39 protein-coding genes are annotated in these 24,016 nt (G+C 29.6%); 28 read left to right on the top strand and 11 right to left on the bottom strand.

The genetic code is table 11. From position 1 onward, the window contains the following. Positions 1-4: 4 nt before the first annotated feature. The 10 genes from ACZ5B9_RS02115 to ACZ5B9_RS02160 form a co-directional block, all read right to left on the bottom strand. Positions 5-160, bottom strand: coding sequence for a hypothetical protein (locus ACZ5B9_RS02115; protein WP_464423153.1), 156 nt, complete (start codon positions 158-160; stop codon positions 5-7). Positions 161-217: 57 nt separating this feature from the next. Beyond that, positions 218-946, bottom strand: a complete 729-nt coding sequence (bet, locus tag ACZ5B9_RS02120) for a phage recombination protein Bet (protein WP_464423154.1) — start codon at positions 944-946, stop codon at positions 218-220. A 12-nt stretch (positions 947-958) separates the two neighbouring features. Beyond that, positions 959-1,900, bottom strand: a complete 942-nt coding sequence (locus ACZ5B9_RS02125; RefSeq protein WP_464423155.1) for a DUF1351 domain-containing protein — start codon at positions 1,898-1,900, stop codon at positions 959-961. Between the two features lie 8 nt (positions 1,901-1,908). Beyond that, positions 1,909-2,559, bottom strand: a complete 651-nt coding sequence (locus tag ACZ5B9_RS02130; protein WP_464423156.1) for a lambda-exonuclease family protein — start codon at positions 2,557-2,559, stop codon at positions 1,909-1,911. After that, on the bottom strand, positions 2,549-2,740 hold the full coding sequence (locus ACZ5B9_RS02135; protein WP_464423157.1) for a hypothetical protein: 192 nt from the start codon (positions 2,738-2,740) through the stop codon (positions 2,549-2,551). The genes ACZ5B9_RS02130 and ACZ5B9_RS02135 overlap by 11 nt, the downstream gene beginning before the upstream one ends. Beyond that, positions 2,724-2,897 (bottom strand): hypothetical protein, encoded by a 174-nt coding sequence (locus ACZ5B9_RS02140; RefSeq protein ID WP_464423158.1) that lies wholly within the window; start codon positions 2,895-2,897, stop codon positions 2,724-2,726. Before ACZ5B9_RS02140 ends, ACZ5B9_RS02135 begins: the two co-directional genes overlap by 17 nt. Then, positions 2,860-2,997 carry a hypothetical protein gene (locus tag ACZ5B9_RS02145; protein ID WP_464423159.1) on the bottom strand — a complete coding sequence of 46 codons (138 nt, stop codon included), beginning with the start codon at positions 2,995-2,997 and terminating at the stop codon, positions 2,860-2,862. Before ACZ5B9_RS02145 ends, ACZ5B9_RS02140 begins: the two co-directional genes overlap by 38 nt. 246 nt (positions 2,998-3,243) lie before the next feature. Further along, entirely contained in the window at positions 3,244-3,492 is a 249-nt protein-coding gene (locus tag ACZ5B9_RS02150; RefSeq protein ID WP_464423160.1) for a hypothetical protein, read from the bottom strand. 170 nt (positions 3,493-3,662) lie between these two features. Beyond that, on the bottom strand, positions 3,663-3,809 hold the full coding sequence (locus ACZ5B9_RS02155) for a hypothetical protein (RefSeq protein WP_464423161.1): 147 nt from the start codon (positions 3,807-3,809) through the stop codon (positions 3,663-3,665). A 1-nt stretch (position 3,810) separates the two neighbouring features. Continuing rightward, positions 3,811-4,167, bottom strand: a complete 357-nt coding sequence (locus ACZ5B9_RS02160) for a hypothetical protein (RefSeq protein WP_464423162.1) — start codon at positions 4,165-4,167, stop codon at positions 3,811-3,813. Between the two features lie 174 nt (positions 4,168-4,341). On the opposite strand from ACZ5B9_RS02160, the gene ACZ5B9_RS02165 reads away from it, so the two are divergent. The 5 genes from ACZ5B9_RS02165 to ACZ5B9_RS02185 all read left to right on the top strand — a co-directional run bounded on the left by ACZ5B9_RS02165 (position 4,342) and on the right by ACZ5B9_RS02185 (position 7,283). After that, positions 4,342-4,791: a helix-turn-helix domain-containing protein gene (locus ACZ5B9_RS02165; RefSeq protein WP_464423163.1), complete on the top strand. Its 450-nt coding sequence runs from the start codon at positions 4,342-4,344 to the stop codon at positions 4,789-4,791. 14 nt (positions 4,792-4,805) lie between these two features. Beyond that, on the top strand, positions 4,806-6,395 hold the full coding sequence (locus ACZ5B9_RS02170) for a restriction endonuclease (RefSeq protein ID WP_464423164.1): 1,590 nt from the start codon (positions 4,806-4,808) through the stop codon (positions 6,393-6,395). Between the two features lie 70 nt (positions 6,396-6,465). After that, entirely contained in the window at positions 6,466-6,609 is a 144-nt protein-coding gene (locus ACZ5B9_RS02175; protein ID WP_464423165.1) for a YHYH domain-containing protein, read from the top strand. A 107-nt stretch (positions 6,610-6,716) separates the two neighbouring features. Continuing rightward, on the top strand, positions 6,717-6,914 hold the full coding sequence (locus ACZ5B9_RS02180; protein WP_147002886.1) for a helix-turn-helix domain-containing protein: 198 nt from the start codon (positions 6,717-6,719) through the stop codon (positions 6,912-6,914). Between the two features lie 189 nt (positions 6,915-7,103). Continuing rightward, positions 7,104-7,283, top strand: coding sequence for a hypothetical protein (locus ACZ5B9_RS02185; RefSeq protein ID WP_464423166.1), 180 nt, complete (start codon positions 7,104-7,106; stop codon positions 7,281-7,283). A gap of 16 nt (positions 7,284-7,299) precedes the next feature. Here the strand turns inward: ACZ5B9_RS02185 and ACZ5B9_RS02190 are convergent, their stop codons facing one another. Further along, positions 7,300-7,557, bottom strand: a complete 258-nt coding sequence (locus ACZ5B9_RS02190; RefSeq protein ID WP_464423167.1) for a DUF1883 domain-containing protein — start codon at positions 7,555-7,557, stop codon at positions 7,300-7,302. A 166-nt stretch (positions 7,558-7,723) separates the two neighbouring features. Here ACZ5B9_RS02190 and ACZ5B9_RS02195 point away from each other — a divergent pair, with 166 nt between their 5' ends. The 23 genes from ACZ5B9_RS02195 to ACZ5B9_RS02305 all read left to right on the top strand — a co-directional run bounded on the left by ACZ5B9_RS02195 (position 7,724) and on the right by ACZ5B9_RS02305 (position 24,012). Beyond that, positions 7,724-7,963 (top strand): hypothetical protein, encoded by a 240-nt coding sequence (locus ACZ5B9_RS02195; protein ID WP_464423168.1) that lies wholly within the window; start codon positions 7,724-7,726, stop codon positions 7,961-7,963. Between the two features lie 107 nt (positions 7,964-8,070). Further along, positions 8,071-8,808 (top strand): helix-turn-helix domain-containing protein, encoded by a 738-nt coding sequence (locus tag ACZ5B9_RS02200; RefSeq protein ID WP_464423169.1) that lies wholly within the window; start codon positions 8,071-8,073, stop codon positions 8,806-8,808. After that, positions 8,720-9,481, top strand: coding sequence for a P-loop NTPase family protein (locus ACZ5B9_RS02205; protein ID WP_464423170.1), 762 nt, complete (start codon positions 8,720-8,722; stop codon positions 9,479-9,481). Before ACZ5B9_RS02200 ends, ACZ5B9_RS02205 begins: the two co-directional genes overlap by 89 nt. A gap of 8 nt (positions 9,482-9,489) precedes the next feature. Further along, positions 9,490-9,714, top strand: a complete 225-nt coding sequence (locus ACZ5B9_RS02210) for a hypothetical protein (protein WP_369713358.1) — start codon at positions 9,490-9,492, stop codon at positions 9,712-9,714. Positions 9,715-9,722: 8 nt separating this feature from the next. Further along, entirely contained in the window at positions 9,723-10,268 is a 546-nt protein-coding gene (locus ACZ5B9_RS02215; protein ID WP_464423171.1) for a hypothetical protein, read from the top strand. Next, positions 10,269-10,466 carry a hypothetical protein gene (locus tag ACZ5B9_RS02220; protein ID WP_464423172.1) on the top strand — a complete coding sequence of 66 codons (198 nt, stop codon included), beginning with the start codon at positions 10,269-10,271 and terminating at the stop codon, positions 10,464-10,466. It abuts the gene before it with no gap. Beyond that, a complete protein-coding gene (locus tag ACZ5B9_RS02225; protein ID WP_464423173.1) occupies positions 10,463-11,014 on the top strand; it encodes an MT-A70 family methyltransferase in 552 nt (183 codons plus the stop codon). The genes ACZ5B9_RS02220 and ACZ5B9_RS02225 overlap by 4 nt, the downstream gene beginning before the upstream one ends. Before the next feature lie 30 nt (positions 11,015-11,044). Next, positions 11,045-12,109 (top strand): nucleoside triphosphate pyrophosphohydrolase family protein, encoded by a 1,065-nt coding sequence (locus tag ACZ5B9_RS02230; protein ID WP_464423174.1) that lies wholly within the window; start codon positions 11,045-11,047, stop codon positions 12,107-12,109. Continuing rightward, positions 12,109-12,600: a Holliday junction resolvase RecU gene (locus ACZ5B9_RS02235; protein WP_464423175.1), complete on the top strand. Its 492-nt coding sequence runs from the start codon at positions 12,109-12,111 to the stop codon at positions 12,598-12,600. The genes ACZ5B9_RS02230 and ACZ5B9_RS02235 overlap by 1 nt, the downstream gene beginning before the upstream one ends. 9 nt (positions 12,601-12,609) lie before the next feature. Continuing rightward, on the top strand, positions 12,610-12,912 hold the full coding sequence (locus tag ACZ5B9_RS02240; protein ID WP_464423176.1) for a hypothetical protein: 303 nt from the start codon (positions 12,610-12,612) through the stop codon (positions 12,910-12,912). Next, positions 12,905-13,714 (top strand): putative HNHc nuclease, encoded by an 810-nt coding sequence (locus ACZ5B9_RS02245; RefSeq protein WP_464423177.1) that lies wholly within the window; start codon positions 12,905-12,907, stop codon positions 13,712-13,714. The genes ACZ5B9_RS02240 and ACZ5B9_RS02245 overlap by 8 nt, the downstream gene beginning before the upstream one ends. A gap of 173 nt (positions 13,715-13,887) precedes the next feature. Beyond that, positions 13,888-14,118, top strand: a complete 231-nt coding sequence (locus ACZ5B9_RS02250) for a hypothetical protein (RefSeq protein ID WP_464423178.1) — start codon at positions 13,888-13,890, stop codon at positions 14,116-14,118. Between the two features lie 160 nt (positions 14,119-14,278). Beyond that, positions 14,279-15,049 carry a hypothetical protein gene (locus tag ACZ5B9_RS02255; protein ID WP_464423179.1) on the top strand — a complete coding sequence of 257 codons (771 nt, stop codon included), beginning with the start codon at positions 14,279-14,281 and terminating at the stop codon, positions 15,047-15,049. After that, positions 15,046-15,198: a hypothetical protein gene (locus ACZ5B9_RS02260; protein ID WP_464423180.1), complete on the top strand. Its 153-nt coding sequence runs from the start codon at positions 15,046-15,048 to the stop codon at positions 15,196-15,198. The genes ACZ5B9_RS02255 and ACZ5B9_RS02260 overlap by 4 nt, the downstream gene beginning before the upstream one ends. Positions 15,199-15,256: 58 nt before the next feature. Then, positions 15,257-15,784 carry an RNA polymerase sigma factor gene (locus ACZ5B9_RS02265; RefSeq protein ID WP_464423181.1) on the top strand — a complete coding sequence of 176 codons (528 nt, stop codon included), beginning with the start codon at positions 15,257-15,259 and terminating at the stop codon, positions 15,782-15,784. A 220-nt stretch (positions 15,785-16,004) separates the two neighbouring features. Beyond that, positions 16,005-16,406: a terminase small subunit gene (locus tag ACZ5B9_RS02270; RefSeq protein ID WP_147002904.1), complete on the top strand. Its 402-nt coding sequence runs from the start codon at positions 16,005-16,007 to the stop codon at positions 16,404-16,406. Further along, positions 16,399-17,850 (top strand): phage terminase large subunit, encoded by a 1,452-nt coding sequence (gene terL, locus ACZ5B9_RS02275; protein WP_464423182.1) that lies wholly within the window; start codon positions 16,399-16,401, stop codon positions 17,848-17,850. Before ACZ5B9_RS02270 ends, terL begins: the two co-directional genes overlap by 8 nt. A 12-nt stretch (positions 17,851-17,862) precedes the next feature. Further along, a complete protein-coding gene (locus ACZ5B9_RS02280; RefSeq protein WP_464423183.1) occupies positions 17,863-20,826 on the top strand; it encodes a phage portal protein family protein in 2,964 nt (987 codons plus the stop codon). Beyond that, entirely contained in the window at positions 20,805-21,020 is a 216-nt protein-coding gene (locus ACZ5B9_RS02285; protein WP_464423184.1) for a hypothetical protein, read from the top strand. Before ACZ5B9_RS02280 ends, ACZ5B9_RS02285 begins: the two co-directional genes overlap by 22 nt. Positions 21,021-21,079: 59 nt before the next feature. After that, a complete protein-coding gene (locus ACZ5B9_RS02290; RefSeq protein ID WP_464423185.1) occupies positions 21,080-21,559 on the top strand; it encodes a phage virion morphogenesis family protein in 480 nt (159 codons plus the stop codon). Between the two features lie 79 nt (positions 21,560-21,638). After that, positions 21,639-22,589, top strand: a complete 951-nt coding sequence (locus ACZ5B9_RS02295) for a hypothetical protein (protein ID WP_464423186.1) — start codon at positions 21,639-21,641, stop codon at positions 22,587-22,589. Positions 22,590-22,612: 23 nt separating this feature from the next. After that, positions 22,613-22,987, top strand: a complete 375-nt coding sequence (locus ACZ5B9_RS02300) for a hypothetical protein (RefSeq protein WP_464423187.1) — start codon at positions 22,613-22,615, stop codon at positions 22,985-22,987. A 20-nt stretch (positions 22,988-23,007) separates the two neighbouring features. Then, on the top strand, positions 23,008-24,012 hold the full coding sequence (locus ACZ5B9_RS02305; protein ID WP_464423188.1) for a major capsid protein: 1,005 nt from the start codon (positions 23,008-23,010) through the stop codon (positions 24,010-24,012). The last annotated feature ends 4 nt before the right edge of the window (positions 24,013-24,016 follow it).

Here is a 24,016-nt window from a genome sequence, read left to right on the forward strand (position 1 = left end):
CCTGTTAAAATTGATTTATTATATATAAGAAATTATCAAGTTCTCTATATAATTTTTCTAAATCGTATGCTTCCATCTCGTTGTTTTCAACTTTTCTTTCAATTGATTTTAAATCTGAAATTATAGTGTTTATTCGTCTCAAAATGTTATCTTTGCGCATATTTTTCTCCTCCTGTTTTTTGTTACAAAAAGTACCCTCAATTAACCCTTGCTTTTTTTAAAACGGATCTCCGCTATCATCATTTTCTTCAACAATTTCAGCGTCATCAATATCGCTTTTATCATAAGTTTCATTTTCATCTACTTGAATTGGTGTATTATCTAATTCGCTTGCATTTACTCCTGATTCTTCCGCTTCGTACATTCCGCTTAATTCTTCAATAAACGCTTCTCTTAATGCTTGTGCTTTTGCTACTTTTGTTATCATTGTAACTGGTCGATTTTTCCAGTTTGTGTTTGGTGTTCCGTCTTTTTTAGTTCCTATATATTCATCAAAATTCACTTCAACAGTAACAGGGTTATCCCAATCTTTTCGATAAACAGTACACCAAGCCCCAACCAATTCTTCTTTATTTTTTCTAAATATAGAGCCTTCACGTTTTATTAATTCTCCAGTTTCTTTATTTTCCACATATATCCCAACTTTTTTACCATTATATTGCGAATGTTGTATTGCCCTTTTTTCGATAGCGTCCTTTGCAACAACCACTGTTGCAGGGTCTTTATCAGTATATTTGATTAAATAGGCGTCCTTGACAAAAGGATTTAAATTTCTTGCCTTACACAGTTTCATAAAATACATAATTTCCTGATCTGTTACATTTCCCTGTCCATTTATCAAATATCTTTTTACAAGATTATTACTTAATTTTACTTCATCATTTCCTACTCTAAATACCATTAATTTATCATCATTTTTGTGTTTTTCGTTTCCTAGTCTTCCCATTTCTATATCCTCCTAAATTTGTTTGCTTTCTATTTTTATATATTCCAATCCGTAACTATCCACCAATTCTTTAAAGTCTTTCAGAAATTGGCTTGGAGCTTTTGGAAATCTTAATGTAATATCGTAATACTTGCTGTTCACGGCTGTTTTTTGGGTTTCTTTGTCTTCGTTGTTTTGTTTCTGTGTAGCCTTGATTTGTGCGTTTTTGACTGCTTCCTCTTTTTCACGTTCTTTTTTTGCTTCAAGTTCAGCCAGTTCTCTTTGTTTTTCTTCTTCAGCTTTTTGCCTTAGATTTTCTTCAGTTTGTTTTATTTCATTCTTTTTGTTCTCAATTGTTTCAGTAATTGTATTGTAGTCTTCAGACATTAAGAATTTCATACTTTCAAATGTAATCATAAATTGAATTTCTGCATTTGCTTTTTCAATTTGCGAATTTATGAAATCCTGTTTTTTCTCCAGTTCATCATATTGCTTTTGCACTTCATTCTCAATTTTCTTGAAAGTAAATGATTTATCCAGCCATTTATCGTTCCATTCAAGGAAAATTTTCAGTCCAGGATTTCTTGTAAAGATATTGTTTATTTTCTTCTGTACTTCAACCTTCTTTTCTTCCCTTATTTTTTCATCATATCCTTTAAGCTGTTCGCCAATAAAGTTTGATATTCCTTTTACTTCTTTTTCATAAGTTTTAAGATTTTCAATAAGTGTTTCAATATCAGCATTTGCCTTTTTCTGTATTTTCTTTCTCTCATCACTTATTTTTCTTTCAAGTTTATTTAATTTAGTTCTTTCTGATTTAGCTATATCAATATCATCTTCTGTGATAATCCATCCTTCATATTTTTGTTTGACAATTTCCATAAAGCTTTTCAAGTCGTCAATGTTGCTTGTTACTTTCGCTGGTACAAGTTCAGTTATTTCAAATTCAATTACTTGTAATTCCTGTGTTCCCATTCTTCCTCCTATATCGCTAATTTTCTTTTTGATGGTGGCTCAATGTCATTAATTACAAATGAATTAAACCATATTTCTTTTTTTATAATTTCCTTTATGTCGTCCTCGTCACGTTCAATATAAAACTTTTTCAAAATGCTTTCATCGGTCCATTCTAACTTTATATTTGCAAACAAAACTGCAAATTTCCAGCCAGTCACAGCTAAGTAGTGCTGAACTTGTAAATGATAATGTAATGGCACTTCATCTTTCCAATCTCTCTCAAACTGCTTCCAGTTCATGCATCGTGCCGTTTTTATTTCCAGCACTCCCTTTTCCTTGCTTGCTTTATTTTTTAATACACCATCTAAATTTGCAGCCATAAACGGATATTTTAGAGATACAAGTGTTTTATCAAGTGTCTTAACTTCAAATTCAGGATATTGCGATTCAAAAATCCCTCTCAAATGTGGCTCTTGCAATATTCCGTTTTTTACTGCTGGAACATCGCTTATATTTTTTTGCTTTTCTCTTCCTGTTTTGATTCGCCACAATTCCTGTATATCTTCATTATAGGGATTATGCCCCATTATTATTGAACAATCTGAGCCACCAATATGCTTTTGCCTTATTCCGTGCCACTCTTCTTCGTTTTTATAACTTATTTCTCTATATTGCATCTATTTTCCCCTCCAGCAATATTTGTTCGATTCTTTCAAATTCTCTATCGCATTCTTCTTGTGTATCAAAATGAATATTAAGAAGTTCATCAGGACACCAAACCTCTATTTTAAATTTATTTTTCGATATTGTATGAAAATTTGCTAAATTATATAAATCACTTTTAATTTTTATCCACATTTTTAAATCCTCCTTTAAAATCTTTAAATCTACTAGGCAGATACCACAGCAATATAGCCACCAAAAACGGAAACGCCACATTGCCTCCTGCTATCCAATGCCCTTTAACTCTGATAACTTCAATCTGAATCCAAATTGATGTCAGTATCAAAATCATCCATTTCATCATATCCTTTGTTGTTATCAATGCTGTTTTCCTCCAGTTCCTTAATTTTTTCTTGATCCATTTCTTTTTCAAGTTGTTCTCTTATGCTCATATCTCCTCTCTTTCTATTTCACAATTTACTATTTTAAATTTATTCTTATTTGCTATTTTTTTGAATTTAACTTTGATTATGTTCTTGTCTTTTGTTTCTAGCTCAAGTATTCTTTTGTCTTTGTCTAATGTGTAAGCCTCAACAGAATAGTATTTGCTAAAAATTGATTTTACTTTTTTGCAATCTGTCCTAGTTCAGCTGTTTTTAAATTATTTAGTTCTTTTATTAATTTCTTATACGTTTTAATCACTCTCCTAATTCTTTTATTTTTAACTTAAATTCTTTAATTTTCTGCAATACATCTTCTTTTCCATAAATACAAGAAACCTCACAGTCTGAATATCTTACAGGCTTAAAGTACTCTTGTGTTTTCTTGAATCCTCTTAACCAGAATCCGTGGCTTGCAAGTTCAATTGTAACTGAAACTTGTGGATTGTTTCCTCTAAGTTTTCTAAATTCCTCTATTGCTTGCTTTTCTTCTTTTTTATATTCCATTTAGCCTCCTAATTTTAGATTTTTAACAGCATTATAGATAAGTTTAATTTGATATATTGATATGCTTTTTTTGTTACCAGACTTGCTTTTAAAGGCTGTAAAAATCTTGTTTATTAATATCTTATCCAAACCCACAACAGTAATTGTTATAGGCTTGGTAAAACATCAATTTATTTCCAGTTCTGATTAAAGAGTAGTGGCTTTGGTTGTTTTTTGTTAAATAGTCTTTTAATCCTGTTTTTTAATTTCTTAGCTTCTCTTTCTTTTTTTACTTTCTCGTTGTTGCTGTTTACAATTGCTAATGCTTCAAATTTCATTTTACATCTCTCCTAAATTAAATTTTCTTTTTCTTCCTGCAATTACACATTTTATTTTTGATACGTTGTGAATCATATCTGATTTTTCCATAATCTTTACCAGATCTTCGTTTCCGTACTCTGATGGGCTTAATTCATATTCATCATATATTCCGTCGTATTCAAAACCTTTTATTTCATCTTCTGTTACATCAGGAATTCTCTTTTTCAGTTCTTTAAAACCGCTTTCATAGTATTCCATTTTTGCTATGCCTTGTTGTGGATAACCAAAACAATTTTCTTCTGCCCATTCTCTTATTATTTTTTTTCTTGCTCTTTCTGCTCCTTCTGCGTATTTTAATCCTTCACTGTAGCTCATTTTATTCAACTCCTCTTGTTTACATTTGACAACGAATTAAGTAAAATTTTTTTGTAAAATTTTATTTACATAGATATTATATATCATTTGTTGTTAAATGTCAACACTTTTTCAAAAAAATTATCAAATGACAACAAAAATATTGTATAATTATAGAAAAAAGGGATGATAGTTATGTCAGATTTTAGAATAAAAGACGAACAATTAAAAGAATTAGGAGATTACTTAAAAAAAGTTAGAGAAAGTAAAGATTATTCGTATGGGCAGGTAGCAGCATACACAAATTTGAATAAAAAGGAAATATTTATGCTTGAAAATGGACAAAAGAAAAAGCCTAATCCTTTTTATTTGAAAGCTTTATCCGCTTTTTATAGAATAGATTTGAGTAAGTTATATAAAATAATTGGGTATATGGATAATGAAGATGGAAGGAGTGATGAAATAGAAGATTATAAAATTGATGATGAAATGTTAAATTTATTAAAATTATTAGATATTAAAAGTCAAAAGAATATTTTAAATGAAATGGTGGAAAAAATTGAATATATAAAATTAAAAAATGGCGACTATAAGGAAGCGGAGACTTTGATACAAAAAGTAAAAGAAAAAATAGATGAATTATAAAAGAAAGGGATAATATGGCAAGACGTGGAAAAAGTTTTACTACTATTTTAAAACAGGCTGCACGCGAGGCGGAAAGAAGTAGAAAACGTGCAGAAAGAGAACGAATTCAAAAATTAAATACAATGAAGAGGGAGCAAGCAAAAGCTGAAAAAGAATATCAAAAACAATTACAGAAAGAATATGTAGAAAGTAATCAAAACTATGCTAAAAAAATGAAAGAAAGTGCTGAAAATCAACGAAATACTTTTTTAGAAATAGCTAAACATATGCGTATAAAAAATAAAATTAGTTTGTTGGATCAGATTAGAGAAGATACATTTGATGAAGAACGTCCAGAAAAATCCGACAAAATTGTATTTCCTAAACCAGAATATAAAGAAACTTTTATGTCAAGAATAATTCCTTCTGTTAAAAGAAAGAAAGAAATGCAATATGAAAAAGAATTAAGAGAATGGAAAGTAAAATGTGAAAGTGCTAAAATAGCCAATGAAGAAAATGCGAAAGCTTTTAATGAAGAATTAGAAATTTGGAAAAAAAGAAAAATTAATTTTTATGATGAACGTGAAAAATACAATAAAAGTGTTGAAGAACTAAATGATAGATATAATAAAAATGAACAAGACGCAGTTGAAACATATTTTGAATTAGTTTTGGATGCAATAGAATTTCCATATGAAGGTTTGGAAGGAGATTATGATTTAGAGTATAACGAGTTGAGTAAAATATTAGTGTTAGATTATGTTTTGCCGAATATAGATGTGATACCAGATTTAAAAAATATGACTTATGTAAAATCACGGGATGAATTTAATGAGACGTATATAACTGAGAAACAAAAAGAAAAAGTGTATAATGAATTATTGTATGGATTGGTTTTAAAAATTGTAGAAATATTGTATTCAAAAGTTGAAAATGATAGTGTGAAATCAATAGTATTTAATGGTTGGATAGAAAATATAAATAAAGCAACTGGAAATGAACAAAGTTTTTGTTTATTAAGTCTACAAACTAAAAAAGAAGATTTTGATGTTATAAATCTAGAACAAGTTGATTATAAAACTTGTTTTAGAAAATTAAAAGGTATTTCAAAACCTAACTTAAATGACTTAGTTCCTGTTGCTCCAATATTGAATATAAATACAGAAGATAAAAGATTTATTGATAATGTTGAAATAGGTGATAAAATAGAGGGTATAAACATAGCAAATATTGATTGGAAAGATTTTGAACACCTAATAAGAGAATTGTTTCAAAAAGAATTTGAAAATGATGGAGTAGAAGTAAAAACTACACAAGCGAGCAGAGATGGTGGGGTTGATGCAATAATGTTTGACCCTGATCCAATCAAAGGCGGAAAATACATAATACAAGCAAAAAGATATAACAATTTAGTAGGAATATCAGCAGTTCGAGATTTATATGGAGCAGTTCATAATGAAGGGGCTACAAAAGGTATTTTGGTTACTACATCAGATTTTGGAGTGGATTCTTATGAATTTGTCAAAGATAAACCTTTGACATTGATAAATGGAAATAATTTATTAAGTTTATTGCAAAAACATAATTATAAAAATGTAAGAATTGATTTGAAAGAAGGAAAATAAAGTATTTATTAATTTTTTTATATAAATGAGGGGTTAATTTTGGTTCATTAAATTATTAGAAGGAGGATAAATGGTGAGACGAAAAGTTGTATCTATCTTATTGACAACATTTTTACTATCTACTGTAAGTTTTGCACATAAAGGAAGAACGAATAGTAAAGGTTGCCATACAAACCGTAAAACCGGTGAATATCATTGCCATAAGAAAAAATAATAATTTTTTAAGAGCTTTTAAAAAGGCTCTTTTTTTACGTAAAATTAAATTTTTATATTCGTTGACATTTAACAACAGATGTGATATAGTTTTAACGAGGTGATAGTATGGCTAGAAAATATAAAAAATCAAATGAACACCCTGAATTTGCTAGATTTAAATATTTGATAGAAAAGAATAAATTGACGATAGATGAATTTTCTAAAAAAATTGGGTGTTCAAGAAATGCAATTTATAATTTTTTTAAATGGGATAGGAAAAAACAAATCCAGCAAATTTTTAGAAAATTAAATTTTTTTGATTAATTTGTTGTTAAAAGGAAACGGATTAGTTGTTATTTGATTTTTTTAAGATAATAATCAAATTAATTAATTCAATAATTTCTTTTAATTTTTTATCATTATTTTCCATAATAATTACTCCTTTCGTTAAAGATGTAATTATTTTAATAATGATTAAATTACAATTCAAAAAGAAAAGGAAGGAGGTGTGAGATGGATAAAGCAAATAGATGTCTGAAAACAAAAGATAAAATAGAAAATGACAAAGCATTAAAAGGAGTTTGTGTTTTTATAGTTGATCCACAAGGAAATAAGATAGGTTATATCATGGTCAATCAAGAATTAGAAGTTATGGATAGATTAGAAAAAGGATATAAGGTAAACGGGGAATAATTCTCCCCGCAAATTATTAAGGTTTTATTACAGAAACACTAGCTTTTACATTGCCGTTTGCTACTATTACGTACCAATGGTCATAATGTGGAATAAGAATTTTAACTGGAGACTGTTTATAATGTCCACCATAATATTTTACACGTTTCCCATTTTTATAATTTGATAGATTAGTGTAATTGACAAGCATAACATCACATTCTGTTCCTGTTAGGCTGATTTCTACAATATTACCTTGAGATAAGTGTTTTAAATCAAAAAGTAAATATTTCAAAATAATCTTCTCCTTTCTAAATTATATATTTTAGAAGATACCGGCAAGTAAAACTTTAAATATATAATTTCAAATTTAATTTATTCTATTTTGTTAGCACTCTTTGTATGATAATGCTAACATAGTTAGCATATCACAATTTTTGGTGTTTTTCAAGGAGGAAAAAATGTTTAAAGAATTTTTAAAAAAATGTCTGAAATATGGAAATTTGCATATTTTAGAAGAAACAGGGGACAGGGAAAAGATTAAGAGGATTAGCAAAAGGCACGGCAAAGTAACTGAAGCAAGTGTATTGCTATTTGATTCAGGAACAAAAAGGACTACGATAAACGAAATATATCTTAACAGTCAAGGATATTTTATAATTCGAGATCAGAAAAGATTGAAATTGGAAAAATTTAAGTAACAAAAAAAGCACTTCAAAAAGTGCTTGAAAAGAAACTTATGAAATACTACATAATTATTATAGCATAAAGATGTTAAAAATACAATATGTAGGGAGAGGAAAATAAAATGGAAAAACCTAACTATTTCGGCATATTGCCAGCGAATGTGAGGTATGATAAGAATTTAAAACCTATGGAAAAGATTTTATATACAGAAATTTCATCTTTGACAAACAAAGACGGATATTGTTATGCAACAAATTCGTATTTTTCTAAATTATACGAAGTGCATAAAAATACTGTTGGAGCTTGGATTAACAATTTAGAAAAACAGGGCTATATAAAGACGGTTTTAATTTACAAAAAAGGCACTAAAGAGATCATTGAAAGACGTATCTATATCAATCAAAAAATTGATACCCCTATCAATGAAAACGTTGATACCTATCAACAAAAAGATTTAGAGCCTATCAATGAAAATGTTGATACCCCTATCAATGAAAACATTGAGGAGAATAATACAAGTATTAATAATAAAATTAATAATATATATTTATATAAGGGCAAAGAATTTGAAAAAGCATTTTCAGATTTTAAAATTATGAGAATTGGTAAAAAAGAACCTCTATCAAAACCAGCAGAGGATTTAATTTTGATGAAGCTCTATAGGTTGGCAGGGAATAATGAGCAATTAGCAATAGAAATATTAAATAAATCGACTATAAACAGCTGGAAAGATATTTTTCCACTAGATAAAAAACAGGGAGGAAATAACAATGGCAATAGCAAGTCTTGGAGAAATAACAGCCAAAAAGTTGCAGACAAGCACAATGTCAAAATTGACAGATCAAATGACGGCTGGTAATAAATCATATATGGCAGAAACCGTAACTAGAAGTGAGTTTAAAAAATCAAATAGAGTTTCAGATATTCCGATTTTCAAAAAAATATCTAAAGTTGAAGATGACGAAATAGATAATCGGTTCAAAAACTCTAAAGTAATAAATAAAACAGAAAAAGAATTTAGAAAATCGTTTTATAACTTCTGCAAAAACTTTAAATACATAAAAGGCACTGGTTCAGGGATATATATGTCAGGGGATGAAGGGACAGGAAAAACATATTATACTAACTGCATTTACCACGAACTTTGCGATAAATACGTGGTTTATAAAACGTCGTTACAGGCACTTTTGGATGAAGAAGCAGATAATTTTAAAAATCCGAATGTCAATAAAAATTTTGTTTTAGACAGATTTGAAAGAGCTGATTTGGTTATTTTTGACGATTTAGGAAATGAAATGATTTCAGACTGGATGAAACAGGAACTTTATAAGTTTTTTAGTTACTTATGCAAGCACAGAATATCGTTTATTATAAACACAAATCTAAATGATGACCAGCTAAAGGATTTTATGAGAATAAACGGAAGTGCAAAACTATTTAGTCGAATACGTGGAAGATGCAAATATTACAAATTTGAATGGGAAGATAGACGGATAGATGAGTGCAAGGAAATTTGGGATAAATATTATTAGGAGGATAAATGAACAGTTATCAAGACGAATTAAAGAAGGTATTATTGACTTACGATATGGACAAAATAAAAGAATTTATGCATAAACATAACAAAAATATGCCGAGAAATAACTTGGCTTTTTGGGCAGGAGTACACAAAGGAATATGTAATTTACCAAACTGCACAAACGAAGAAAAAGAATTTTCGAGAAACTGGTTAAAGAAACATGGATTCAAGGAAGAAATATTTTAGGAGGAAAAATGCGAAAATATACCCCTTGGACGACGGAAGAACTCGAAATATTAAAAATATTAAGGCTGGAACAAGAACTTTCGTATAAGGAAATTGCGAAGACATTAGGGCGAAGTATCACATCTTGTCATAATGCTGCAATTAAATATTTTAAATTAGAATTGCAAGAAAAACGGCAAGAAAGAAAGCAACAGAATGAAAAGATTTTAAAATTATGGGAGAGTGGATGTCAAAAAAATGGAATATCTGAAAGATTTAACAGGAGCATTGGCTCAATCTCTGATTTTTTAAGATACACAAACGGTACTTGTTGTTTAGAAAAAAAGTGGTTGGTTAAGAATAAATCTAAAAAATGGACAGAAGAAGAAAACAGAATAATAATTCGAAATCAGCCAATCGAGCTAAAAAAAATTGCTAAAAAATTAAAAAGAACAGAACAAGCAGTATTTCAGCAGATTAGAAATTTAAGAAAAAAAGGATTTGATATAAAAATAAAAAAACGAACAATAAATAGAGAATTTGTAGAATATTGTTTCGTAAAGAACGGAGGATAAATGCAAAATTTAAAAAGAGAAAAAGACAGGCTAAGCATTGAAAACGACAGCTTAAGAGAGGTAAATGCGATACTAAACAGGAAAATGATGGAAATGGCAGAAGAAATAAAACAAAATGGTGTTCAGATAGAAGACAATAACAAAAGAATCAGACAGATTGAGAAAATGATGAAAGTTAAGACGAAAGGGGAGAAATGATAATACAAGATTTGAAAAACAATAATAAAAAGTATTCTGTAATTTATGCCGATCCACCTTGGCAAAAGAAAAAAGGTGGATTAAGAAAAAGTCGTCCAAATCAGTCAAGGAACTTGGATTATAAGACTCTTTCTATTGAAGAAATCAAAAATATTCTTTCTAACGTTAAAGCAGAAGAAAAACATAATTTCTTTGTATGGACTATTGATGAGTTTCTATTTGATTGTGAAAATATGATGAAAGAACTTGGGTATAGCTTACACGCTAGATTGATTTGGGACAAGCAAAACGGCATTGCTCCAGCATTTACAATTAGATATTCCCACGAATATCTTCTATGGTTTTATAAAAAAAGGAATATATTAAAACCAATTTCTGAAATGAGAGGTAAATTTACAACAGTTTTTAGAGAAAAGTCAACAAAACACTCTAAAAAGCCATTAATAGCTTACGAGATAATTGAAAAAATGTTTCCAAATACCGAAAAAATAGAATTATTTGCAAGAAACGAAAGGGAAAATTGGGATAGTTTTGGGGACGAAATATAAATTATATATATAAAATCAGGAGGAAATAAAATGTTAGGAAATAACGTAGTAGACTATATGATAAACAGCTGTAAAGGAGCATACAATTTAGAGAATGCAAAATTAATTAAAAAGAATGTGGAAGATAAGAAAGTTCAGTTTGTATTTAAACGTTCGGACTTAAAATTAAACATCGAGTTTGCAAATGATAAGATTTCAGTAATTATATATAATAATTTCTTGACTGATTCACAAAGGGAAAATGTAACAGAATCTGAATATTGCACAAGACTGAATGAAATGCTTGAAATAACGGATATTGATGATATGAATAAACTTGATGAAATTTCAAGAAATATTATCAAAAAAATAAATTCAGAAAAATTATTTGGAGAAAATTCAAAGGAATTATTACTGAATAGGGAAGATAGAGAAAAACTTGTAAAAATAAAAAGATTTTTCGGAGCAGAGCCGCAGCTGTTGAAACTTTACGAGGAAATCGAAGAGCTACAGGAAGCTCACAAAAATTGGCGTAAATCATTTTATAAAGACAACAGTAATATGATTGAAGAAATAGCCGACTGCTTTGTTATAGCACTACAAGTAAACAAAGTAAAAATGATTAAAAACGTTATTAAAGGCTTAGTTGACAATACTAAAATTTTTAAAACTGAAATGATTGAAAAAATCATAAGAATGATTAAATTTAAAATCAATCGTACAGTTGAAAGAATTGAGAAAGGACAATACGGAACATACAAGATTGAATATAAAACCACTAAAGCGACACAGAAAGGCGTGAGCGAAGAAAAAAACGAACAGCCAATAAATTCCCCAGCGAAATCATTTAGCGTTGCAGAAAGCAAGAAACAGAGCCGTGAGGAAAAGGAGAAAGCTAGAAAGGAAAACAAGGTTTTTGAATTTGTGAAAAAGAATGAGCCATATTACTATAGGTCAAAAGAGGTGCAGTCTGGTACAAAAATACATCCAACTGAATGTACAGAAATAGTAAGAGAATTGATTGACAGAGGGAAAATAACAATCATAAAAAAAGGAAAAGACGGAATATACGGAGCAACACTTGCAACAATTCAAGAGGCGGAGGTTGTTAAATAATGGCAACAAACGCAGGGAAAAAATTTGAGGAAGATTTTAAAAATAGTGTTAATACTGATGAAATCTTTTTACAAAGACTAAAAGACGGAACAACAGGGACTGTTAACGGGCAGATGGTTAGATTTAAAAATAAAAACTTATGTGATTTTATACTCTTCAGGGACGGCTTGCTCGTCCTTGTGGAGCTGAAAAGTTTTTTAGGCAAATCAATGCCATTCACAAATATAAAAGACACGGTTGATGAACAGCAGACATTTTTGTACAATTTACGACTTGAGGCAAAGAAAAAGAATGTAAAAGCGTATATGATACTTAATTTTAGAGATTTGTCAGAAACTTATGCAATAGATATTCACAATTTTGATGAATTTTACAAAATGACAAGTAAGAAAAGTATCAGCATAGATGAAGTGAGACAACTTGGAAAACAGTTATTTCAACAAAAGAAAAGAACAAGCTACAGATATGAAATTGATAGTTTGTTCAACTAGGAGGCAATAATGGGAAAAAGATTGGCAAAAGATAGAGTGAGGGCAATTTTAAATGATTATCCTGAAACACGGAACGCTGAAAATCCAGATACATTTGTTATGTGCTTAATATTAGTTGAGGACGGAATAATAACACAAAATCAGGCGACAAAAATATACGACGGATATTCAATTAATAACATAGTTAAAAGTCGCCAGAAAATCCAAAATTCGGATAAAGAGTACGAACCTAACGAGGAAACTAAAAAGAAAAGGTTTGTAGGATATATAAATTTTAGGCACGCTTGGCGGAAAGGAAACTTGGATGTCTAAAAGAATGAGTAGGGAAAACCAAAAACTGATTTACTGGTTCATAGACTGCTATGCCTACAAATTAAAAGGCGTGGATATAAATTGGCAGACTAGCAAGCAAAAGCCTGCCATTTCTGATTATTTTTTATACAAGGCAAAGGAAGACTTGAAAAAACTTTATATCAGGCATAGTGGCAAGAATATAAAGGGATATGAGCCTTTCAGAAATATGGAAAGCAAGCTGAAAGACAGAATCGGAAACATAATTGACAAGAATTACACAAAAGAAAGCAAAATCAATATAATCACAAACGATTTAATGGATTTTGTAACTGATGAAATTCAAATGCTGTTTATCAAACTGAATGATACTTTTAGCTTGGCACTTAAATTAATGAGTAATGTCGAGGCTGTGGCATTTACCAATTTCCTTTTTGACTATTTTTTGCAGAATGATATTGATATGTGGCAAGAGATACACGAACTATACAGGCAACAGGAAAACAGGAATTGGGTGTACTGGATGTTGAAAAAGAAAATATGTGTTATTACAGGAAAGCCAAATGCACAATTAGCACATATTTCAAAAAGTGCTGGAGCATTAGGCGGTTATAAATACGACAAAGGTGTAGGGAACAGTTATTTACCTTTATCAATGGAGTGGCATATAGGAGTAGATCACGGAGTTGGTGGTGGTAGAAACAAATTAATGGAAAAATTGAAAGAGTTGAATATAGAGCCTTTTGAAATAAAGACAGATGAAGAAGTTAAGGAATTGAAGAAAATATATAAAGGGCATTTTAAAGGATTTACAGAAAAATAAAGTTCAGTCACAGAAAGTCGTTTTAGCTGTAACAACAGCTTGAAATGTAGTGTTTATAAGAAAAAATGATAGTCGTGAAAAGTCAATTGGATTAGAAAATTGCTGATGTCAGCAAAATGGTATAAAGAACGTTTGGACGGTGTAGGGAAAACGATAAATTAGGAGGATTTGAAATGAAAAAATTATTATTAACAGTACTTTTAGTAATAACTATAAGTTGTAGTACATATTACGAGAAATTTCAACAAGAGTGCAGGCAATATAAAGTTGTTAAAAAGTTAAAATCTAAATCAAGTGAAAAAGTGTATCTAAAATTTGAAAATGGCAGTATATATGAGGTATCGCCGATAATGAAGTACGAGGATATAGAAGAAAATCATAAATTGAAGAAATGTGTTTTTTAGAAAAAGTTTTAGAAATTAGGACAATGACAGTTGAATATTAACTATGGTAAAACTAAAACATTTATTTTTTTTAAGTTTTATTTGAAGTATGGAAATATTTTTATTTATTTTTTCTTAGAGATAGTGTATAATATGCAAAAGTACTATTTTAGGAGGAATTATGAAAGAAAAATACCTATTTTTAGATACGAATGTATTTATAGATTGCAAATATAATATACCTAAATTAAAAGAAATGCTAAATTATTCAAAAGAAAGAGGATGGAAATTTTCGATTTCTATGTATACATTATTAGAATTAAAAGCTAATGAAAAAACAAGAAATATTATAGATTTTTTGTGCAAAAATTTTTCAAGAATCTCTATTATTAAAACGGAAATAAAAGGAATGGATATGACTCTCTATGAATTAAAAAATATAAAAAAGGTTGGAAACGAGAAATTTTATAAAAGAGAAAAAAAAGAATATGAAATGAAATGTATAATGTATTTCTGTATACAAATAGCAATAATATTTAAAGATATTTTCGTTTCTGAAAAAACTTTTGAAAGAAAATTTGAAGACTTATTAAAATATAGAAATACAAAAACTTTGGAAGAAGATAAAAAATTTGTAAATGAATATTTAGAAAAAATAATAAAAGAAATCTTATTATTTTATAACGGAACAGAAGAACTTGATAGACGAACAAAACAAAAATTGAAATCTAAAAAAGAAAAGTTAAAAGAAGAATTGATAACAAATATTCAAAAATCAGATATAAAAAATCAATCTAGTTTTATGATAAAAGTAACTTTAGAAATTTATCTAGATATGGTTTATAAAAAAATATTTAATAAGAATGAAAAAATTGATAAAAATAATTTTTTTGACATATTATTTATTAACTTGGTGGAAACTAAACAAATGATAAATGGATTAAAAAAATGATTAAAAATTATGGGTATACTGAGACATCTAAATATAATGAATATATAATTTTAGGATTACCTAATGTAGTAAGAGAAGAAAAACTTACTTCTGAAGTTTTAGAAAAAATGTGGGAAGGACATATTAAAAAAAATAAAATTAATTATTAAAAAGACCAATTCGTTTGGTCTTTTTGATTACAAAAAACGGAAAGGAAAATAAAATTAAATGAACGAAAAAGACATAGACAGAATAGCAGATAAAATAATAGAAAAAATGAAAAATGACAGGGAAATAAAAACAGAGAAACAACTAACACCATTTCAAAAGACAGAAAAATTATTATCCGAGTTATCTTTACTGAAAGGTGCTATTGATTCTAAAAATATGCTTATAGAGGATTTGAAAAAAGAGGGTATATCAATTCAGAAAAAGAAAATGGAAGTTAATGTGCAGGCTAGTAAGGTGTATTTATCTGAACTGGAGAAAGTGGAAAACAAGATAGAGAAATTACAGGAAGAAATCGCAAGGATAGAAAACGTGGTTAATATGGTTGAGAGGGCTTTGGACACGATTAGGAACAACAAGCACTATGATATAATAGAAATGAAATACTTTGATGAATTAACATTTGAGTATATAGCTGAAAAATTAAATATAAGTGTTATAACTGCAAAAAGATATAAAAATAAAATGATTAGACAGTTACAACTAGTTATATTTTCAGATGATGTGATAAAAAATATATTAAATTGAAAAATGATACTTTTTTGATATTGTATATAATTTTTAATATGTTATAATATGTTAAGATGAAAGAGTATGAGTTAAGGTACTTGTCATTGAATCCTTGATTTTATATAAATAGTGATGTGTTCGTAGTGTGGCGAGCAGGATAAATTAAAGAAGTATACGACAAGACTGGTTTCTGAAAATGGAACAGTCTTTTTTTGTTGCAAATAAGGAGGTGGTAGCATTGAAATTAAATGCAAGACAGAAGTCTTTTTGTGAGTTTTATGTAGCTAGTGGAAATGCTACTGAATCGGCAATAAAGGCAGGGTATAAAGAAAAGTATGCAAGACAAAATGCACCAAAATTACTACAAAATACTACGTTATCAAAATATATAAAAGAATTACAGGAAAAAACAAAAACAAGCAGAATAATGACAGCGATTGAGAGACGAGAGTTTTTAACAGAAGTTATTAAAAATGGAAATGAAAAGGTACAGGATAGATTAAAAGCATTAGACATTTTAAATAAAATGGACGGCGAATATATCGAGAAAATGCAGTTATCTGGACAAGTGAATACCAATCCGCTTTCAGGGCTTACTACCGAGGAGTTAAGAACATTAGCTGGTGGTAAGAATGGATAAAATGGAAATGATAAGATTAGAAGCTGTTAAGGAATTATCTCGTAGAAATTTATTGGATTTTCTTATTTTTGACGGAAACGGAAGATATAATAATGCAAGTCACATACAATTTTTGACGGATAAAGCACAGCAATTTGTAGAAGATGTTAAGAGTGGTAAAAGTCCACGATTATTTATTAGCATGCCACCACGACACTCAAAATCTGAAACTATGACTAAAAAATACCCAGCTTGGGTAATTGGGAATAATCCTGATTTTGAAATTATAATTGCAAGTTACTCAATGGATTTGGCAAGAGATTTTGGGAAAATAGCTAGAGATACTTATAGAGAGCATAGCAAAAGCGGTACAGGAATTTTTAACACTGTTATAGATAGAGATAAAAGTGCTGGTGATAACTGGGGGATTTTAGAACACAGAGGGGCTGTTGTCAGTACAGGAGTAGGTGGAAGTGCAACAGGTAAAGGGGCACATATTGCAATTATAGATGATCCGTTTAAAAATAGGGAAGACGCAAACAGCAGATTACAGCGTGATAAGGTTTGGGCTTGGTATCAATCAACTATTCGTACAAGGTTAGCACCTGGAGGTGGAATAATAATAATTCAGACCAGATGGCATGAAGATGATTTAGTTGGCAGAATAGTCAAGGAAATGGAAAATGGGACTGGAGAAACTTTTGAAAGCATCGTTTTACCAGCTATTGCAGAAGAAAATGATATTCTTGGAAGAAAAGTAGGCGAGCCATTATGGGAAGAACGATATGGAATTAGTGAACTGGAAAATATAAAAAAAGCAATAGGAAGCCGTGAATTTTCAGCATTGTATCAGCAAAAGCCGCAAGTTGAAGATGGGGGATTGTTTAAGCGTCAGTATTTTAAATATTTTGATGTGAAAAATGATTTTATTATAGCCGATGATAAAAATGTTAATATCAAAGACTGCTTTTATTTTCAAACTATAGATACAGCAATGAGTACACATAAAAATAATGATTTTACGGCAATAGCAACATTTGCTTGCGACAGGGAATGGAATTTATATTTAGTTGATTTAATGCTTGAAAGATTAGAAGTACCAGACCAATGGAATTTAATTAAGCAGTATAGACATAAATATAATTTACGATTCCAAGCGATAGAGAGTAAGAGTAGCGGTATAGGAATAATGCAGCAGGCAAAACGTGAAGGTATGCCGTTAAAAGAATTAAAAGCAGATACAGACAAGATGACTAGAGCATTAAACATTTCAGTTATGTTTGAAAATGGCAAAGTGTTTTTTAATAAGAAGTTGGAAAAATTGTTGGAATTGGAAGAGCAGTTGTTAAAGTTTCCGAACGCTGTACACGATGATGCTGTCGATGTATGCAGTTATGCTGGAATTGTTATAAATGATTTAATACAAAATTCAAAAAGATATATTAGAAAATTCATAAGTGTATAGAAAGGAGGAAACGTGAGTATCAGGGAAAACGTAGTAAGTGCGTTAGTAAAAGAGATAATATCATTAGGTTCAGTTTCAAGCGGAGAACAGAACATTGATGATAAATTATTGGAACAAATGTTAAAGGATATGGATATTGCTCAGGCATTACAGCTTATGACACAAACGGTTACATCTAAAGAGTGGAAAATTGAAACAGATGTACCAGAATATGTGGAAGTTGCCGAGAACATTCAGCGACGTTTGAACAATCTTAATATATCAAAGTTACTGGAAAATATTTTGAGAGCTGAAATATATAAGAAATCAATATTTGAAATAATATATGATAAAGATAACGTAGGAAATACAGTAATTAAAGATTTAATATTGTTGCCAAACAAGTATATAAAGCATGATAAAGATAGCGGTTGGGTTGTTAAAACTCGTGATAGCGAAATTGCGATTGCGAGTGAACCTAGCCGTTTTTTAGTTTGCGTTAATGAAGAGCGGTTAGATAATTTGCAAGGGAGCACGGATTTGTTGCCACTTGTTCCTGTATTTACAGCTAAGGAAAGGCTGGAATCGAAATTAAATGCAATTATTGAAAAATATGGAGATATAATTACAGTATTTGCTTATGAGCCATCCACCGAAACAGATCCACCAGAAGTTGTTAAGGCAAGACAAAAAGATGTGGAAGCACAGGCTAAGGATTTAAAGGCTGCAAAAGGTAAGGATGTGCTGGCTGTCCCAAGTGCTGGAGAAAAATCATTGGACGATTTTATAAAATTCATAAAGCTGGATGATTTGAAGCCTGAAATTTACCAGGAACTGTTAAACGAAAAAGCGAAATCGGTGCAAAGATATTTACTTGGAAGTACGCTTGTTGTTGGAGTGGACGGAAATAGCGGGAACAGAGCATTGGGGGAAGTTCATAAGGAGCAACAGAATTATAAGATAGAATCCAAAGTTAAAAAAATTAGGGACTGGATTCAAAAGTTAATAGAGATAGATGCACAGCTTTATGGATATGATTCAGGGAACTTTTACTTTAAATTTGTGGAGGAAATAAATGAAACAGAAACTCTTGAACTGGAAGATAAAAGAACGAAAACTATATCAGAAAAAGTAAATTATATAGTGAAAATATCTGAAAGTGGTTATGCCTTTACAAAAACCAAAATAGCCGAGATATTAGGTGTCAAGGAAGCTGATTTAATAGAAGTTGAAAAAGAAAGTAGCAATTTAGAATTTGCCAAGACTAAAAAAAAACTGAATATTAACAAAATAAATCAAAAACGTAAGTTGATTGAGAAAAATCAAGTACGATTTGATAAATTTATTGATAACAATTTTAAGAAATGGCAAAAAAATGTATTAAAAGCTATTCGTGAAAAGATAGAAAAGGCAAATGATATTTCTGATTTATATAATTTGGAGTTTGATTATGATAATACACTAGAAGATATGTTGTTAATGTCAATGTTGCAAGGATTTGATAACGCTGTTATGATTGATAATGAAATTGTGGAATTTTCAAATACTAGAACTACAACAAGAAATGCAGCACTTGATAATTTCTTGAAAAAACATCCTGCTTTGTATAATGATATCGAAAACGAAATGGAGTATGCACGACAAAAATACTTTTGGATTAAAAAAATCACAGATGTAAATGTTACTGAAAAGATTTTTAAACAAATGTCAAATACTCTTGAAAATGGTCAAACGTTTAAAGAGTGGAAAAAAGACGTGGATAACATTTTATCTCAGAGTGGGTTAACATTAAATGAGGGATATTTGAAAACAGTATTCAGAACTAACATGAATCATGCTTATAATGCTGGAATATATATGAAAATGGATAAATACAAGGAACGTTATCCATATTATCAATATTGTGGAACGTTGGACGGCAGAGAACAGGAACATACAAGGGAGCTGAATGGGAAAATATTTAAGATAGGAACACCTGAAGCCGATAAATATTTTCCACCAAACGGATTTAACTGTAGGTGCTACACAGTATCTTTGACAGCGGATGAGGTAAATCCTGATGAAGTTGTAGGTAACGGAGATATAAACCAAGATGTAGGAAGTTTTGCTGGTAATATTGGAAATAATGAGTATATAGCAACGCTTGAAAAGAATTATAAACAAAAAGTAGATACATTTGCCGATAAATATGATATTCCTGATTTTGTACTTACTAAACCATTGAAAAAAGACGGCAACAGTAGTATAATTGATACAATAAAAACAGTAAAAGAAGCAAATAATTATGCTGAAAAAGTATTAGGAGTTAAAGCTGATTATACAGGTATTGATGTACGTTGTGCTAATGAGTGGAATCGTGGGCTTGCAGCTATGAAAAATAAATATCCAGAAGTTGCAGAACAAATTAAATTCGTTGGAAGTATGCAAAAGAGAAATGAATTATTGAAAGCAGAATTAAAAAATTATGCTAAGAATAATAAATTGGCAAAAGGAACTAAAGAATTGCTTGATTATGTTTTAGGAAAATTGAATATAAAAAGTAATCGAACAGCGGAATCTTTTCATGTTACTAGATTAGGAAATAATCCAGATGAGAACGAAATTATAAAAATAGTAAACAAGTATGCTGGAATATCATTGAACTCAAACTATTATAATAATTATGACAATGTTATTGCTGAAAGAAAAAGACAAGTAACTAACGGATGGAAACCTGTTGGCTGTGATACGATGAAATCTATTTTTGATCATGAGTTTGGACATCAAATTGATAAATTACTGGGTATTTCTAAATCCAAAGATGTAAAAAAATATTTTGAAACCAATAAAACGGTAATATCAAAAAATCTTTCCAAATATGCAACTGTAAAAGTCGAGGAATTTATAGCTGAAGCATGGAGTGAATATAAAAATAATCCAAAACCACGAGAAATTTCAAGAAAAGTAGGTAAATTTATAGAAAGGTCGTGGAAAGAGTGGCAAAAGAAAAATTTATAAAGGATTTGGAAGAGGCTTTAAATAGAGCTGAAGAGAGAGGTTTTGAGCCAGAAGAAACTCAGGAAGAAAGAAATGCGAGATTTGATAAAATGACACCAAAAGAGAAAGCGGAAGCAATAATTGCTGAAGTATTTGAGTTTAGTGGTGAGGGATTTTTAACAGAGGAAGAAGAGAAAGAGTGCACATACGAATAACAAGAAAGGCTAATTACAGTTATTAATTTAGCTGTGATTTTTTTATGAAAGGAATTATTATGAGAATTAGTATAACAACCAATCTCGATAGTGTAAGTACAAGTTTTAAGGGAAAACTGAGGAGCATTAATAAAAATGAAATGCTTGAAGAAGTGGCGTTCTATATGGAAAATGAAATGCGTAAAAGATTTGATACTGAAACTGATTACGAAGGGAATGCTTGGGAAAAATTAAAGTTGAGAAAAGGAAAAATCCTAAGTGATACAGGAGCACTTAAAGGTTCTTTGGGAATAGCTAAAATAGAGGGAAATAGTGTTTCTGTATTTAGTAATTTAATTTACGCAAAGGTTCATGATGAAGGTGGAGTTATCAAAGCTAAAAATGTCAAGGCTCTACATTGGAAAATAGGAAAAGATAAATATTTTGCCAAGTCTGTCACCATTCCTAAGCGTCAGTTTAGTGGCGTAAGTGATAAGAACAAACAAGATTTGGTAAAAATCATTAATGATTATTTTGTAAATAAGAAATTGTTTTTATAAACTATGTATATAAATTTTAAGTTCGGTTAATAGCCGAATTTTTTATTATATAGAAATTTTAAAAGAAAGGAGGAATAAAATGCCATTTGTATTATTTAAAGCTGGGGATTATGGAACAAAAGGGAAATGGAGTAATGAGCAATTATCTAATCTTATAAATAATAAAAAGGAATTGGACGTAATTCCGTTTCATACAAGTGAATTTACAAAACTGGGAATGCTTAGAAATGAAATACCTGTTATCGGTAAGTTTAAAAATATTTCTGTAAAAGATGACGAAATAATCGCCAATGATGTCGAGATATTTAATAGAGGAGAGTTTAAAGATAGGAAAGTAGATAGGTTATCTGTAGAAATAGAAAATGGAGAAATAACACGTGTAGGAGCGTTGCCTGTAGGAGTAGAACCTGCTGTAAGTAATAGCGGGAGTTTTGCAAACGGTGAGTTTTCACAGAGCTTTGAAATGGATTGGATTAACCAAAAAAATATAATTGAATTTACTAATAATAAAAATAATGATGGAGGAAATGGTGAAATGAATTTTGATGAAATATTAAAAAAATTATTGGAATCAGATAGCGAAGATAAGATAAAGGCAGTCAATGAAGTGTTAAAAACACTACCAAAAGAGGAATTACAAAAAATTGAAATTCCTAAAGATAAAGAGCCTGAAAAAACAGAAGATGAAATCAGAGAAGAAGTTAAAAAAGAATTTGCAAGAGAACAAGAAATAAAAGAATTTATGTTAAAAAATTCTAATAAAATAACTCCTGCTTTAAAGAAATTAGGGATTGAAGAGTTTGTTAAACAGTCTTTGGCTAGTAATAACGGAGTTATTGAATTTTCTGAAAATGGTAATAGTCAAACAGTAAAATCAAGTGATATTTTATCTAAGTTATTTGAAAATTTACCAAGTTATGGCGGACATAAACCATTAGAATTTGGCAGCAATGATGATAATATCTCAAGACAGCAGCAAATGATAGCTGATGAAATAGCAGGATATAAGGCTAGAAATGGCTTAAAATAATTTAAAGTAAAGGAGTAATAACAATGAGAAATAGAGTTAAATTTTTAGGTAAAGATGAAAAAAAAGACATTGTACTGAATGAATTTATACCAAGAAAAACGGTAACATTGGCACAAGGTGAAGTTATAAAGTATGGACAAGCATTAATTTATGATACAGCTACTGGGAAATATAAAAAGTATCAATCTGGTACGCCTGGAGGCAAATTGCCGAAAACTTTCTATGTTGGTATAGATGAAGATGTAGATGCAACAAGTGAGGATTTAAAGATACAAGTTGTAAGGGCTAGTGATATTGATGGAACTCTTGTAATTGGAGTAACTGAAACCGATTACGCAGCACTAGATAATTTAGATAAATATGGTATCAACGTTAGATTTGATAATATAAAAAAATAAAAAATAGGAGATGATAAAAGATGTTAAGTGATATTCAATTAAAATTAATGGCATTATTTGCCGTAGTGCAGCCAAAAGTGCAAACGCACTATTTGGATAGATTTGAAAATGCGAATCCAGAATATATGAGTGATAATGAAACTATTCTTTTGAAAGATTTAAATGATTATTTAGTAGAAGCAAGTATTATTGAAAGAGGCAGTGAAATTCCTTTTATAAAGGTGAATGGAATGGAAAGTATTGCAATTACGCCTGATATTGTAGCTGCTTCTTATGAATTAAAACCTATTATGAATAACGGAACGGCAACATTTATTAACGGACAAATGGTTGATCCTCAAAAATATCAAGAGGATAGATTACTTTTAAAATTAAAAAATGCAATTTTAAAAACTAAAGAAAAAATGGCTGCAAACGCTTTCTTACAAGGAAAGTATATTCAAGCAAACTCACAAACTGAAATTGATTTTAAATTTGATAGAGCAATTGCAAAAGATGCTAAAAAAATTGATAACTGGGTTACTTTTTTCTTTGATATAATTGATGATTACGAAAGAAAAAACGGGGTAATGCCAGACAGAATTGAGTTGGGAAGAACTTTATTTGACAAGTTAATTAAAAATAATGAGTTTATTGAGATTGCAAAGGCTTATTCAAATTCAATCGGGCTGTCTGCTGACGAAAAGCAAGTTTATTTAGATTTATTAGGTCAAAGAATTTCTAAATTGAGAACAGCTCAAGACTTTAATGGTAGAGATATAGCAACTGACAATATGATTTATTTGTCAAATGATAATGCCTTAGTTCCTGTATATGCAGCACTTGAAGCAGTAGATGCAACAGGAAAACCTTTTGTATTTGTTGGACAGGAAATATTAGATGAAACAGCCGCTAATAAAGAGACTGCAAGAGCTAAAATGTTTTGTAAATCAGCATTTGCACCAGTAGTTGCTATTAAAGATTTTATTGTAAGATACGAAATTTCTAATACAGATAGTATTGCTATCGTGCCTAATTCAAAATAGTAGG

This window comes from Leptotrichia sp. SK-5, from assembly GCF_055387215.1.

Coding starts and splice junctions, on each gene's coding strand:
- ACZ5B9_RS02115 (WP_464423153.1), bottom strand. CDS start 160: ATGCGCAAAGATAACATTTTGAGACGAATAAACACTATAATTTCAGAT.
- bet (WP_464423154.1), bottom strand. CDS start 946: ATGGGAAGACTAGGAAACGAAAAACACAAAAATGATGATAAATTAATG.
- ACZ5B9_RS02125 (WP_464423155.1), bottom strand. CDS start 1,900: ATGGGAACACAGGAATTACAAGTAATTGAATTTGAAATAACTGAACTT.
- ACZ5B9_RS02130 (WP_464423156.1), bottom strand. CDS start 2,559: ATGCAATATAGAGAAATAAGTTATAAAAACGAAGAAGAGTGGCACGGA.
- ACZ5B9_RS02135 (WP_464423157.1), bottom strand. CDS start 2,740: ATGTGGATAAAAATTAAAAGTGATTTATATAATTTAGCAAATTTTCAT.
- ACZ5B9_RS02140 (WP_464423158.1), bottom strand. CDS start 2,897: ATGATTTTGATACTGACATCAATTTGGATTCAGATTGAAGTTATCAGA.
- ACZ5B9_RS02145 (WP_464423159.1), bottom strand. CDS start 2,997: ATGAGCATAAGAGAACAACTTGAAAAAGAAATGGATCAAGAAAAAATT.
- ACZ5B9_RS02150 (WP_464423160.1), bottom strand. CDS start 3,492: ATGGAATATAAAAAAGAAGAAAAGCAAGCAATAGAGGAATTTAGAAAA.
- ACZ5B9_RS02155 (WP_464423161.1), bottom strand. CDS start 3,809: ATGAAATTTGAAGCATTAGCAATTGTAAACAGCAACAACGAGAAAGTA.
- ACZ5B9_RS02160 (WP_464423162.1), bottom strand. CDS start 4,167: ATGAGCTACAGTGAAGGATTAAAATACGCAGAAGGAGCAGAAAGAGCA.
- ACZ5B9_RS02165 (WP_464423163.1), top strand. CDS start 4,342: ATGTCAGATTTTAGAATAAAAGACGAACAATTAAAAGAATTAGGAGAT.
- ACZ5B9_RS02170 (WP_464423164.1), top strand. CDS start 4,806: ATGGCAAGACGTGGAAAAAGTTTTACTACTATTTTAAAACAGGCTGCA.
- ACZ5B9_RS02175 (WP_464423165.1), top strand. CDS start 6,466: ATGGTGAGACGAAAAGTTGTATCTATCTTATTGACAACATTTTTACTA.
- ACZ5B9_RS02180 (WP_147002886.1), top strand. CDS start 6,717: ATGGCTAGAAAATATAAAAAATCAAATGAACACCCTGAATTTGCTAGA.
- ACZ5B9_RS02185 (WP_464423166.1), top strand. CDS start 7,104: ATGGATAAAGCAAATAGATGTCTGAAAACAAAAGATAAAATAGAAAAT.
- ACZ5B9_RS02195 (WP_464423168.1), top strand. CDS start 7,724: ATGTTTAAAGAATTTTTAAAAAAATGTCTGAAATATGGAAATTTGCAT.
- ACZ5B9_RS02200 (WP_464423169.1), top strand. CDS start 8,071: ATGGAAAAACCTAACTATTTCGGCATATTGCCAGCGAATGTGAGGTAT.
- ACZ5B9_RS02205 (WP_464423170.1), top strand. CDS start 8,720: ATGGCAATAGCAAGTCTTGGAGAAATAACAGCCAAAAAGTTGCAGACA.
- ACZ5B9_RS02210 (WP_369713358.1), top strand. CDS start 9,490: ATGAACAGTTATCAAGACGAATTAAAGAAGGTATTATTGACTTACGAT.
- ACZ5B9_RS02215 (WP_464423171.1), top strand. CDS start 9,723: ATGCGAAAATATACCCCTTGGACGACGGAAGAACTCGAAATATTAAAA.
- ACZ5B9_RS02220 (WP_464423172.1), top strand. CDS start 10,269: ATGCAAAATTTAAAAAGAGAAAAAGACAGGCTAAGCATTGAAAACGAC.
- ACZ5B9_RS02225 (WP_464423173.1), top strand. CDS start 10,463: ATGATAATACAAGATTTGAAAAACAATAATAAAAAGTATTCTGTAATT.
- ACZ5B9_RS02230 (WP_464423174.1), top strand. CDS start 11,045: ATGTTAGGAAATAACGTAGTAGACTATATGATAAACAGCTGTAAAGGA.
- ACZ5B9_RS02235 (WP_464423175.1), top strand. CDS start 12,109: ATGGCAACAAACGCAGGGAAAAAATTTGAGGAAGATTTTAAAAATAGT.
- ACZ5B9_RS02240 (WP_464423176.1), top strand. CDS start 12,610: ATGGGAAAAAGATTGGCAAAAGATAGAGTGAGGGCAATTTTAAATGAT.
- ACZ5B9_RS02245 (WP_464423177.1), top strand. CDS start 12,905: ATGTCTAAAAGAATGAGTAGGGAAAACCAAAAACTGATTTACTGGTTC.
- ACZ5B9_RS02250 (WP_464423178.1), top strand. CDS start 13,888: ATGAAAAAATTATTATTAACAGTACTTTTAGTAATAACTATAAGTTGT.
- ACZ5B9_RS02255 (WP_464423179.1), top strand. CDS start 14,279: ATGAAAGAAAAATACCTATTTTTAGATACGAATGTATTTATAGATTGC.
- ACZ5B9_RS02260 (WP_464423180.1), top strand. CDS start 15,046: ATGATTAAAAATTATGGGTATACTGAGACATCTAAATATAATGAATAT.
- ACZ5B9_RS02265 (WP_464423181.1), top strand. CDS start 15,257: ATGAACGAAAAAGACATAGACAGAATAGCAGATAAAATAATAGAAAAA.
- terL (WP_464423182.1), top strand. CDS start 16,399: ATGGATAAAATGGAAATGATAAGATTAGAAGCTGTTAAGGAATTATCT.
- ACZ5B9_RS02290 (WP_464423185.1), top strand. CDS start 21,080: ATGAGAATTAGTATAACAACCAATCTCGATAGTGTAAGTACAAGTTTT.
- ACZ5B9_RS02295 (WP_464423186.1), top strand. CDS start 21,639: ATGCCATTTGTATTATTTAAAGCTGGGGATTATGGAACAAAAGGGAAA.
- ACZ5B9_RS02300 (WP_464423187.1), top strand. CDS start 22,613: ATGAGAAATAGAGTTAAATTTTTAGGTAAAGATGAAAAAAAAGACATT.
- ACZ5B9_RS02305 (WP_464423188.1), top strand. CDS start 23,008: ATGTTAAGTGATATTCAATTAAAATTAATGGCATTATTTGCCGTAGTG.